The 9,688-nt window shown below is 45.6% G+C and carries 7 protein-coding genes; 5 read left to right on the top strand and 2 right to left on the bottom strand.

Translation table 11 applies throughout. The features are described from left to right. Window positions 1-205 precede the first annotated feature (205 nt). Window positions 206-1,105, top strand: coding sequence for an HhH-GDP family DNA glycosylase (locus tag GN112_RS30405; RefSeq protein ID WP_155313578.1), 900 nt, complete (start codon window positions 206-208; stop codon window positions 1,103-1,105). A gap of 475 nt (window positions 1,106-1,580) precedes the next feature. Here the strand turns inward: GN112_RS30405 and GN112_RS30400 are convergent, their stop codons facing one another. Further along, entirely contained in the window at window positions 1,581-4,571 is a 2,991-nt protein-coding gene (locus tag GN112_RS30400; protein ID WP_231717179.1) for a TOTE conflict system archaeo-eukaryotic primase domain-containing protein, read from the bottom strand. A gap of 104 nt (window positions 4,572-4,675) precedes the next feature. Here GN112_RS30400 and GN112_RS34685 point away from each other — a divergent pair, with 104 nt between their 5' ends. Continuing rightward, window positions 4,676-5,005 carry a hypothetical protein gene (locus tag GN112_RS34685; protein WP_155313577.1) on the top strand — a complete coding sequence of 110 codons (330 nt, stop codon included), beginning with the start codon at window positions 4,676-4,678 and terminating at the stop codon, window positions 5,003-5,005. 286 nt (window positions 5,006-5,291) lie between these two features. Next, entirely contained in the window at window positions 5,292-6,410 is a 1,119-nt protein-coding gene (locus GN112_RS30385; RefSeq protein WP_155310575.1) for an IS110 family RNA-guided transposase, read from the top strand. 913 nt (window positions 6,411-7,323) lie between these two features. Here the strand turns inward: GN112_RS30385 and tnpC are convergent. Beyond that, on the bottom strand, window positions 7,324-8,718 hold the full coding sequence (gene tnpC / locus GN112_RS30380) for an IS66 family transposase (protein ID WP_155308543.1): 1,395 nt from the start codon (window positions 8,716-8,718) through the stop codon (window positions 7,324-7,326). Window positions 8,719-9,038: 320 nt separating this feature from the next. Between tnpC and GN112_RS30375 the strand changes: the two genes are divergently transcribed. Then, window positions 9,039-9,299 carry an antitoxin gene (locus tag GN112_RS30375; protein WP_155313576.1) on the top strand — a complete coding sequence of 87 codons (261 nt, stop codon included), beginning with the start codon at window positions 9,039-9,041 and terminating at the stop codon, window positions 9,297-9,299. Further along, window positions 9,296-9,682: a type II toxin-antitoxin system VapC family toxin gene (locus GN112_RS30370; protein ID WP_155313575.1), complete on the top strand. Its 387-nt coding sequence runs from the start codon at window positions 9,296-9,298 to the stop codon at window positions 9,680-9,682. The genes GN112_RS30375 and GN112_RS30370 overlap by 4 nt, the downstream gene beginning before the upstream one ends. Window positions 9,683-9,688: the final 6 nt, after the last annotated feature.

Here is a 9,688-nt window from a genome sequence, read left to right as displayed (position 1 = left end):
TCGCCTCTTCAGCTTCTCGCTTCTCCGTATTAGACATTTGGAAAAATCAAGGCGGATGTCCGGGAGCTTTTCATCAGGGTTGAATTCCGCAGATAAAACCTTCCAAGGCGGTGTCTGGCCAAGTGCCATTTGAATGTAGTTTGAATCGTTTTGATTGACCAAGGAAAAAGTATTTGCGATTATATCGAGGCATAAAGAACAATCCATGTATATCAAAACGTTAAAAATAAAATGCCCCGATAATTATAGTCTTGATATGACTTGTCACGTTCATGGCTGGAAAAATTTAGCTCCATTTGAATGGCATGTGGGCGACCAGTCATTGTCATTTTCCTGCTACGCGCTAGATACTCCGATTGATTTGAGGTTGTGGCAGAAACAAGATTATATCGAAATTAGGGTGGAATCTGATTCCACCCTTTCCCCTTCTGAAGTTGAACAGATCTTTGCATTAATAAATCGCAGTTTGGGTTTAGAGGTCCGTACCGAAGCTCTTCTTGAGATAGCCGATAAAGTAGGTGCTGAATATGTTGCTTTGGTGAAAAACGGTGCCGGACGAATGCTTCGATCCCCTTCTTTATGGGAGGACGCCTCGAAGACGCTCTTTACGACAAATTGTACTTGGGCGTTAACAAAACATATGTGCCATGCTGTTTGTTCTGCCAAATTCAGCCGCCCAACTCCAAATAACCGCTATCCATTTCCAAAACCAGAAATTTTCAAAGATTTAGAACCAAATGAAATTGAAAACCTTATGCCCATTGGCTATAGGTCACATTACTTTATTAATTTAGCCAAACGATTTTCACAAGACTCTAGACTTGATGGAATTGAAATGAATGGGTACGATTTTAATTCCGCTTATAAAATTGTTGCCTCTCTCAATGGGTTCGGACCTTACGCAAGCAACCACCTAATGATCCTCTGTGGGTATTTTGACGAAGTTCCAATTGATACGGTTGTTATATCCTATTTAAAGAATAATTACAGGGTTAGGAAGCCGGAAGCCTTTATTAGAAGGCATTATAAAAAATGGAAAAAATTTAGATGGTGGGGTTTTACGCTGGAAAAGATGCTAAACAAACAGAATTGGCTTGGCGACTAATTCCGGCAAGAATATCCATTCTTGCGATACAATGTAAGGTATAAACTTATTCCCGTTATCCCATAACGGGTAGTCAATCCAATGCCTTTTTCAGAAATGCCGATATGTCTTTCCAGTAAGTGTACCAATCTGACGGGCCATCGCTATGCCCAAAATCATAAAGCAGAAGTTTTGCTCGTGGGATACATTTTTTCATCTTCAGGGCATGGCTGACCGGAAACAACGTCGTCCATGGTGCCGTGGATAATCAAAAATTGCCAGCATCTATAGTGGACGAAGCGGGGGATGTTTTTATGCGATTCCTCCGTGAACCGGAGGCCCATCAAAGGGAATTTCTTAGACCCCAGGCCCCTTTTCTTTTTGTGTGTAACTATGTGTGTTATGCTACGGAAACTCCGGTTTCATAATAGTCAGCGAGGTCACCAAGGCGCTCGGTTAAAGGTGGTGTGATACACTTAGGAACCACTTCTTCAGATCACTCCCTATCGATGCTCTTCATCAATTCATTTGCGATATTGGAACTTTCGATGCGCATGATGCTTTCCTGTGCGCTCCCATAGCTCAACAGATTGATACTGCCGTACCACACGATTCTTTGATCCATAACTGCAAATTTTTGGTGGATATTGGATTTGAAAACGACACTGGCTTTGCAATCTGTCAACAGGTCCAATGTCTTTTGGATGGAGACGTGATCTCTCGGTTTAAAATCTTCTTTAGGACGGGTAACGATTAAAACACGAACCTTCTTGTCAAATGCCACTTTCAAGTGTTTTGTCATTTGAAGCGTGCGCATTTTTCTGACGAACGGACTTACAATTAGAAGCTCTCTCTTTGCGGCGTTGATATCCTGATTGAAAACAGGCAGAAAATTATCTTTATCAAAGATAATATCCAAAGGTGTGTCATTCAGCTCCTCGCCTTTGGCCTTGTATCCCATGGAAGCGTAGCCATTGAGGCGCTTTTGATACATCTTTTCCAGCATCTTTACCTGGATATCCACATAATCGTAAATTTTGACCTTTTTTTTTGTCTCGTACAATCGGTGGAGTCGCCCGGCATATTGCTGCAAGGTACCTTTCCATGATATCGGCATGGCTAAAAAAAGAGTGTCGAGACGTGGTTCGTCAAAACCTTCTCCGATAAAATGACCGGTAGCCACCAGGATGATATTCCTGTCGGCAGGAATGTCAGCAATGCCTTGAAAGATTTCCCGAGTGGCTTTTCTCCCCATTCCGCCCGTCAGAGCGATAACATTCGGTACTTTTTCCTTCAGTCTTTTGGCAAGCCATTCAACATGGGCGGTTCTGAGGGTCAGTACAATGCAGTTCCTGCCCTGATGATAGTTGTTCAGCACATCGTCAATAATCTGCTGATTGCGAAAATCGCTTTCCATGATTTCGGTATATAATTGCTGGATGGATACTTCTTGTTCGTCTATATCCAGCGGAACCCGCAATGATGTGAAACGGGGAACGATGTAATGCTCAAACGGCCTGTTTTCCGCCTGCTTTTTGGGATTGTCCCGATATCGAATGGGGCCGCAATGCATGAACAGAATCGGATGATGCCCATCTTTTCGTGTTGGCGTTGCCGTCAGGCCGTAAATGTATTTGGCATTGGTGGTTTTCAAGATTTGTTCATAGGTGAATGCCGATGCATGGTGGCACTCGTCGGCAATGATCATTCCGTAATTTTTCACGCATTCCTTAACCTCACCTTTTCGGCTGAGCGATTGCATCACGGCAATATCAACAATGCCGCTTAGAGAATTTTTCCCGGAGCCCAATTGGCCGATCACGCTTACTTTCTTTTTCCGCCCTCTTTTCTTGGCTTGGGTGGCGGGCTGCTCCGGCAACGGCTCATTCACAACCAGGAATTCCGACAACCGTTCTTTCCACTGCGACAATAGGCTGACCTTATCAACCAAGATCAGCGTATTCACTTTTTTCTCGGCAATCAGCTTAATCGCCACAATTGTTTTCCCAAATGCTGTCGTGCCTGAAAGGATTCCGGTATCGTTCTGCAACAGGTGATTGAGGGCCAAGGATTGTTCATCTCGGAGCTGGCCATTGAATTCCACATCAATCCTTCTCCCACTAATTCTTTTATCGCAAATCCGAATTTCAATTCCCAATTCTTCCAGTTCGGAGACCAACTCAGTCTCGCATCCTCTTGGCAAACACAGGTACGCATTTGTTTCATCTGCACAGGAGATGACGCGTGGATGCCCATAGGTCGGTAAACGCATGGCTTGCTGTTTGTAAAACATCGGGTTTTTAAAGGACGCGAGCCGTTTTAACCGATTCATCGCTTTTTGGGAGACACCCGCTTTTGGGATAAACAGCATATTTGCTCTGACGATTTCGATGCACTTCGGGAAATCATCTCTCTGCAAATCGATTTTGGTTTTCGGGGGTTCCCATGGTTTTTCAGAACCATCTTCTTCATCCTGTTTCAAGACACCCAGTTCATGAACTTCGCCAAGCTCGGAAAGAACCTCTTCAAGTCGGCCTTGAGATATTCTTTGGATTGTGGATAGAAATGCCCATTGGTCCGCATAGGATTGGAAATGCTCATCGATAAATTCACTATTGGACTTCTCTCTTGCCGTTTTTTGTAACGGCAATGCAATCAGATTACCCAATCCCCCTTTGGGCATGGTATCCTGACTGGGAAACAGTCGATCATAGGACTTGAATTGTATTGCATGCCTTTTGTTCATGGCGGTGGTAAGCAGGATCGTGCCAAATTTACGTGCCAAGGCAGCGGAAACCGGGGTTTCAAAGAAAAACCAGATATGCCCGCCGTTGCCGGAACGCGACCGCTCAACGGCAACGGGAATAGTGAGTTCAATACAGACATCTCTGAAAACGGAAATATCACTTTGCCAGTCTGTTTCGTCAAAATCAACGGCCAAAAAGTGGCATGTTTCATCCTGTAGCATTGGATAGACGCCAACAACGATGTTCCCTCTTAGATGATTTTCAATGGCATTTTCATCCAGGGCCGCATAATCTTTGTTTTCACATTTTGAACAGGAAATTTTTGGCTTTTTGCACATTCCTGCCTGCCATTGGTTCAGGCAAACCGGTGAATAGCCGGATGTGCCTTTGTTTTTGCTTTCCCATCGCTTCGCATAAACATCACTGCGGCCTTTGAAAAGCGACATAAAAAGATAAATCTTGACGTTGGAGTCCGACTGATTATCAACATCTGTTTTGAAATTATTCGTAATGGATTTGTCGCAAGCCTTTTTCTCAACGTTTTTTATTTCTTCAGGAGCCTTCCCGGAGGTCTCGGACGTCAGCAGCTCCAGTTGAGCTTTCAAGCGGCTATTTTCTTTTGTTAATCGTTCTACCTCTTCCAATAAGACAGTATATTTCTTCAGCAATTCCTTATGGTCCATCCGCCAAGTCAAATCGTTGGCTCCAGGTAAGGCATCATAATATTTTTTACCCGACATACTTTTGCGTATGTGATCAACTTATCAAGATGTGGAAATAATATGTCTGTTTTTCATCTAAAAAGAAATGGGAAATTTCCAAAGCCGTTGTCTACCAGATATGGATGACTTTAAAGAAGTTATGGCGGTTGGAAAAAGGCGATCACCAGCATTTCGATGAATATGAAATCGTCACACCGGTGTGCAGAGCTGCTTCCCGAGGCAATCTCCTTTTCGTCGCCAGCAATTGTAATTTTGAAATGGCTCTCTTTGCTACCCAAACGGAAGTTTTTTTCAATCAAAGTTCGATGCATTTATTTTCTTTATTATTTCAAAATGTTCTGGACACAGAAGCTTGTAATGGATATAAGAGGGTGAATACTCATCCACTTTTACCAAAAGCGAGCCAGGGCCATGCGATTGCCAGAACAAGAAGAAAACCGCATCCTACTTGAAAGGAAACATGCAGAATTCACATTTGACAAAGTGATCCAATTTTTTCGCCAAACTATTTCTGCATTTCCTGACCGGCGCATCGGCACTAATACCAGCTACAGCATAGAAGACGCAGCCCTGGGAGCTTTTTCTGTTTTTTTTACCCAAAGCCCATCCTTTTTAGACAATATGGTTGAACGTTAGCCACCGCGGCAATAAAAAGGCCTGCCAAACCTTGAAAACGTGGGTTATAGTAAGCGTTCGTTAACAACCCTAACTACAGAGCCAAAATCAAGGAGGCAGGCCGTGAAAAAGATTGTAAAGTATGTTGGTTTGGATGTCCACAAAGATTCGATTACCATTGCTATCGCCGATGAAGGACGTGACGGAAACGTTCGAGTGTATGGAAAAATCAGCAACGACCTGGGGCAGATTGATAACGTCATGCGAAAACTGATTTCACAAAACGCCGAATTGCATTGTGTTTATGAAGCAGGTCCATGCGGATATCCAATCTACAGGCATTTAACAAGCAAGGGAATCGATTGCGTTGTCGTTGCTCCGGCGCTGATCCCCAAAAAAACCGGTGATCGGGTTAAAAACGATCGCCGAGATGCAACCCACCTGGCGACGCTCCACCGTTCCGGAGAACTGACGCCGGTGTATGTCCCCGATCAGGCCGATGAAGCACTTCGTGACCTGGTACGTGCACGAAAAGACATCCAAATATCGCTCCGCAAAGTCAAACAACAGATCAATGCCTTTTTATTGCGACAAGGGATCAATTATCCAGGTAAAAGCAAATGGAGTAAAGCGCATTTAAATTGGCTGGCGGATCTGAAGATGCCGCATCCGGCCCAGCACATTGCCCTTACCGAATACCTGGACGCCATGGGAGACCATGAGGCCCGCGTTAAGCGCATCGAAAAAGCGATTGAGCAATGTTGCCAAACCAGTCGATTGCTTCCGGTTATCGAGGCTCTGCAAGCGCTCAGGGGGATTTCTTTGCTCAGCGCGGTGACCGTCGTCGCTGAACTGGGGGATCTGAGCCGTTTCGATACGCCGGCACAGCTGATGGCCTATTTGGGTCTGATCCCATCGGAGCATTCAAGCGGTGGCACCATCAAAAAAGGCCCCATTACCAAAACCGGCAATACCCATGCCCGCAGGACGTTGATCGAATCGGCTCAGGCCTATCGTATGCCGGCCCGGAAAAGTAAGGCGATCCGTAAACGCCAGGAAGGCTTGCCGGACGATGTTTTGGATATTGCCTGGAATGCACAGCTACGACTATGCCACCGCTACCGCAGGTTGATTGCAAAGGGCAAAAACCATAACGTGGTCATCACCGCGATTGCACGCGAGTTGGCCGGTTTCATCTGGGCCATTGCCCGGGCTGTTCCAATCGTGGCCGCTGAAAGATGATTTGTTATAGCGTGGAAACCCAGGCCTATCAAGGCCAAGCCCTAAAGGGTGCTCCCTAAGGTCGCAGCCTTGACAGCCCTGACTTTCCACGCTGGGTGGGAATTAGCGACGGCGAGAGAAGCGCGACTGTTGCTCCGGCTCAAGAAGCTGGATAAGTACTTCTCTATAATCGATGATGCAAATAGAAAAAGAACTTATTGATTTTAAAAATGCTCAAGAAAGGATCGGCTTTATCAAAGAACAAATATAGCCATCGAGCTTTTGGATAGGGGCGCGGTCGCGGTTTGGAGAACCCTCGAAAAAGCTATCGGAATAGGCCTTCAGGCCGAAACTCCCGTCTTTAGACCGAGGCAGCTCCACGACGAAGCCTAGTCAGGCGGTATCCAACCCGCGAATATCAGAGTGCTCTACCGTCGTTATTGCAGACCCCGCCTCTATCCAAACGCTCGATGAAAATTATTGGCCCAAGTTTTTTGGGTATGGATAGGTTTTTCTCTTGACAAGTGTTCAACCATATCAGCCTTTCTGTTCCATACCGTTCTTGAACTGATGGATGAGAAGTACAGCTTGGTTCGTGCTGAGTTACCAACGCGCAAAACCTTTTTTGACGATGTGCGCGCTTTGACGCGATATATGTATTTTCCCAGTTGGGAGGCGATGTTAACTTTTATGATGCGAGGCCTGGAGATCGAATACGTAGACACCAGTTAAAATCCTTGGCAGATTTTCACATCAAACCGTACGAGTTCCTTTATTAACCAATGGATAGGTTTGATCAAAATTTCTGATACAGAGAGCCAAAAATGAAAAAATTCATCGGCTGGCTAATTGCGTACAGTTTTGTTTCACTTTTTGATCATAACCTGAACTAAATTTTTGTAAACGGTCACGGGGCTATTAGCTGAAGAGAGGCTTAGATCCAACTCACATCAACAGAGATGCCTGCAAAGTAACATTCCAGGCATTCGACTATAAACGGAAATGTGGCTTTATCTCTCAGTCGGCAGGTTTCTTTTACAGACAAGATTCGTTCGACCCAGCGGTTGCCTTTGTCGCTTTGCGTTCCCAGACTACATTTGCGCCATAGCACGCCAAAGCGCAGAGAGCGTTCGGCACGGTTGTTGGTGGGTTCGACGCCATCATGTTCGAGAAAGGTCCACAATGCGTCAATTTCTCGTATTATTTGCCTGGCCAGGCGACCGGCACCGTCGGTGTCGTCTTCAAAAAGGCTGAGGATGAGCAACAAGGAGTTATAAAAACGCTCCCATTTTAAAGGTGGCGGTTTGTTTTTTGAAAATTCGATCAGGGTATTCAAATGTGCCAAGATTAACTTGCCGCCTCGCCTTTCGTTGAGTTTTCTACTCTCGATTAACGCCTTGGCCTTTCGGATCAAATGGGCCAGGCAGGTTTGCCGGCCATGGACCCATTTGCAATAAAGGCGATAACCATCGCTGATCAAGATGCCTTTCCAGTCGGCGATCAGTTCGAGAAAGGCCTGTTTGGATCTTTTCGGATCGATGCGGAAAAAGGCCACCATCGTATTGACCATTACCCAGAGCCATTGCAGATTGTGCTTTTTAAACCAACTGGTTTCATCGATGAAGTTGCACTCACTGCTGCGGGCCACCTGGCCGATACGCTCATAGGTGGAGGCAATGGCCTCGGAAGCGCGGTCGATAACCTTTTGGATCGTGCCGGTGGCGATTTTGATATCAAACACGGAGTGGACCAGTTGCTGCACATTTCTCCGACTCATGGCCTTGATACCACTCAGTTCGGCGATAAACGCACAAAACCGCGGGCCGTAGCCGGTGCTAAACGCCTCCGGAACCTGTGCTTTGACAATCTTGCCGCACCCAGGGCATTGACCTTGGTGCAGAACAAAATGGGTGATGTCCATCTCGATTTCAGGCAATTCGATATGTTGGTGAGTATGAAAGGGTCGCAGATTATCCCAATCCGATGAATGGAGACCGCAACCGCAGCACTCGGGCATCACATTTTGAGTATTGTTGGGCGTTAGCAGCATTTGCCCATGCCCCGGGTGTCCTTTTTGTCCGCCCGGCTTGCGTTCGCCTTTGGGCTTTTCGCGTTTGGGTTTGTTATAGGGCGGATCGGATGAGGGCGGTTTGCTGGAGTTGGTCGAGTTTTGGCGTTTTTGCTTTTCAAGCTTCTCGTTGTTTTTCTCCAGCTTGTCGTTTTGAGTTTTAATCGCCCGCAGCTCATCTTCCAAAGAAACGATGTACTGGCGTACCGGTTCAGCAGTAGCTTGCCAATCGGCATCTGAAATGGGTCTATCGGGCTTCATGAAAAGCACGATAGCATACTAGAAATGGAAAGTCTAGATATTTTTAATTATTTCAATAAGTTATTGATTTTGTATAAAAATATTGAAATTACGAGAGGTTAGCGGAGCGAAAAAAGTGCGCCGGATTGAGCGCCCAATATACCCCGTGAACGCTTACAAATTTTTCGAAGAACTGATCGAATTGCCATGCTGGTACAAACCTGAACCGCATAATTACAATTGCTGTGTTGTAGCGCTGGAACCTCCTTGACAACAGCCTGGTAGCATTATATTATGGTGTCATATTGACATCATATATTAATGTCACATGGGGAGCACATATGAAGGCAATCACGATTCGAGGTGTGGACCAGGATTTAGCAGATAAATTGAAAGATAACGCTAAAAAGCAAAGCAAAAGCATTAATCAGCTAGCCATTGAACTGATCCGATCTGGCCTTGGGCTTTCCAAAAAAAAACAATTTACACGCCAATACGACGACCTGGACGATTTGTTCGGGAAATGGTCCCAAGAAGAATTCGAAACCATAGATGTTAAAATTTCCCACGAACGGAAAATCGATCCGGAGATTTGGTCGTGAAGAAGGTGTTGATCGATACCAACATTTTCTCTCTGGCCATGAGGGGCGATGCCGTAGTCGTCGAGGAATTGAGAGGAACCGATCAAATCGGGTTTTCTGTCGTCAGCATCGGCGAGCTTCTTTCTGGATTTAAAGGCGGCCGCCGTGAAGCCCAAAACAGGGGTGAATTGAATTTATTCTTAGATTCTCCACGCGTTGTTGTTCATGGTATTGATGCAGGCACAGCGGATTTTTATGCATCCGTTCTCAATAACCTCAAGGCTGCGGGCACTCCCATCCCCACCAATGATATCTGGATTGCAGCCGTGGCGTTCCAGCATGGCTATAAGGTTTTTACCAAAGACAGGCATTTCGATTTCATCCAAGGGCTTGTGCAGTTATAAAGCACT

The organism is Desulfosarcina ovata subsp. ovata, from assembly GCF_009689005.1.
Taxonomy (GTDB): domain Bacteria; phylum Desulfobacterota; class Desulfobacteria; order Desulfobacterales; family Desulfosarcinaceae; genus Desulfosarcina; species Desulfosarcina ovata.
This window is presented reverse-complemented; position numbering and strand designations above follow the sequence as displayed.

Excerpts from the sequence above, each read along its gene's own strand:
- tnpC (WP_155308543.1), bottom strand. The coding sequence starts at position 8,718 with ATGAAGCCCGATAGACCCATTTCAGATGCCGATTGGCAAGCTACTGCT.
- GN112_RS34685 (WP_155313577.1), top strand. The coding sequence starts at position 4,676 with ATGACTTTAAAGAAGTTATGGCGGTTGGAAAAAGGCGATCACCAGCAT.
- GN112_RS30405 (WP_155313578.1), top strand. The coding sequence starts at position 206 with ATGTATATCAAAACGTTAAAAATAAAATGCCCCGATAATTATAGTCTT.
- GN112_RS30400 (WP_231717179.1), bottom strand. The coding sequence starts at position 4,571 with ATGTCGGGTAAAAAATATTATGATGCCTTACCTGGAGCCAACGATTTG.
- GN112_RS30375 (WP_155313576.1), top strand. The coding sequence starts at position 9,039 with ATGAAGGCAATCACGATTCGAGGTGTGGACCAGGATTTAGCAGATAAA.